General features: G+C 60.9%; 1 protein-coding gene. It reads right to left on the bottom strand.

Features of this window, described 5'->3' with window-relative positions; all coding sequences use genetic code 11:
• A partial coding sequence (locus X742_RS1000000175195) for a hypothetical protein (RefSeq protein ID WP_198019296.1) occupies positions 1 to 259 on the bottom strand: 259 nt, incomplete at its 3' end.
• Positions 260 to 409 lie beyond the last annotated feature (150 nt).

The following is a 409-nucleotide window of genomic DNA, read 5'->3' as shown; positions in this document are numbered from 1 at the left end:
TGACCTGCAGGTCCGCGAACACCCGATCCCACCCGATGGCAAGAGGCATTCCCGGTCGCGCGCAACGGAACAGTGTTCCGGTGATCGGGAGCACCGTTCTCGGCTGCTCCAACCAACGGAAGAAGGCCTGCGCACGCAAGACTTCCTGCAATTCCAGCTTGATGCGAAAGCTGGTTGCGTTGAATTGTCCCCGGGAAAAGTGGTCGATGGCGTGGGCAAGACGAGCTTCCTGGCCGACCTTGACCGTGAGCTTCGCCAAAACACGGCAAGCCATTCTATAGGGTGACATGCGGTTGGACCGGACCCGACGCAAGGTGCGGGTGATTGTCTCCCAGGGACGGCTCCGCTCGCCAGCCAGGCTGGTGTCGAGGATACCGACAAACTTCACGGACCTTCCCTCCTTCAGCAG

Source organism: Mesorhizobium sp. LNHC229A00, from assembly GCF_000502415.1.
Lineage (GTDB): Bacteria > Pseudomonadota > Alphaproteobacteria > Rhizobiales > Rhizobiaceae > Mesorhizobium.
Note: the sequence above shows the minus strand (reverse complement) of the source record. Positions and strands in the feature narration are given on the sequence as shown.